Below are 1,321 nucleotides of genomic sequence, written 5' to 3' on the forward strand. Positions count from 1 at the left end.
GTCCTAGGAGACCAGGCGGTCCAGTGCGGGCAGAGTGAGCCACCGGTCTGCCGGCCGGGCGGGCTCGTCCACAGGCGGGGATACGGGAGCTGTCGTGCCGTAGTAGTGGCGTCGGGCGGCCTGGAAGTCGGCGGTGACGGCGTAGTCGGCCGTCTGCAGGGCCTGGTGCAGGGCCTGGTGCAGGGCAGCGGGCAGGTGGGGGCGGTGGCAGACCAGGGTCAGGTGGATGCCGGTGAGGGCGCGCAGTTGCAGGAGGCGCATCGTGCGGCGGGCGGTGAGGCGGTGGGCGGTGAGGCGGTGGGCGCGCAGGACAGTCAGCCGGGTGACGGGCAGGGCCGTGATCCAGGCGGTGGCGGCTTCCCAGGCGGGCTGACGGCCGGCGAGGAAACGGCCCGGGAGCAGGGGCGGTTTGCCCAGGGCGGCGAGAAGGTCGTGGGCGAGGCCGGTCTCGCTGGTGGTGCCCGGACTGGGGTGCAGGGTGATCCGGCCGGACGGCACGTGGTGGGCGGCCAGGGCGGTGTGCGTGTGGACCGCGTCGTCGCCCGGGTCGATGACCACCGCGACGGGTGTCGGCGGCACGGCGGGCGGCATGGCAGCGTGGTGGTCAGGCGAGGCGGCTGAAGGCCCAGCGCAGCAGTTCCTGGGGATGTCGCCGGGATCGGCATCCGCCCACACCGGATGGAACAGGGGAATGGCCTCCAGGACCTCGCCGGAGGTGAGGCGGGTGAAGTGCTGCCGGATGAAGATCCGGGAGGAGAGCATCGGTTCGCGGCGCAGCACGGTGTGGCAGCCCTCCCCGCCGACGAAGACGATCGCGAGCTGGGTTGAGGGTTCGTCCCACAGATAGCGGAAGTACTCGAACGCCTCCCCGTTGAGCCACTGGGCCTCGTCCACGAGGAAGGTGCGGGGGCGTTCGGCCAGCGCGGTTTTCAGCAGGCGGTCGGACTCGCTGGGGTGGCGCGGCGGTTCGCCGGCCAGGTCGAGCGCGGTCAACAACTCGTAGCGCACCGCGCGGGCGGTGGGCCTGGCCCGGAAAGTGATCTTGCGGACGTCCTCGTGCGGTCCGAGTCCGCGCAGGCAGATGCGGGCGGCGAGGGTCTTGCCGAAGCCGGCGCCGCCGCGGATGCACATCATCGCGCGGGCGGCGACCGTGTCGGTGACGTTGTCCCGGGCGGTGAACAGGGCCCGGGTGGTGACCACCGACGCATCGGCCAGGTCAACGTACTGGCAGGTGGCCGCGGTCACGAGGCATCTCCGTCTTCAGCGGTCTGTTCAGCCGGTCCGGGCGGGCGCCCGGGGGCAGGTTCGGACGGAACGGGAG

Annotated in this window: 1 protein-coding gene; it reads right to left on the reverse strand. The window is 72.5% G+C overall.

Annotated elements, in window-relative coordinates; all coding sequences use genetic code 11:
* Positions 1 to 3: 3 nt before the first annotated feature.
* Positions 4 to 1,245 carry an AAA family ATPase gene (locus AC31A1_RS51500; RefSeq protein WP_489659927.1) on the reverse strand — a complete coding sequence of 414 codons (1,242 nt, stop codon included), beginning with the start codon at positions 1,243 to 1,245 and terminating at the stop codon, positions 4 to 6.
* Positions 1,246 to 1,321: the final 76 nt, after the last annotated feature.

Source organism: Streptomyces sp. P5F9 (genome assembly GCF_057961495.1).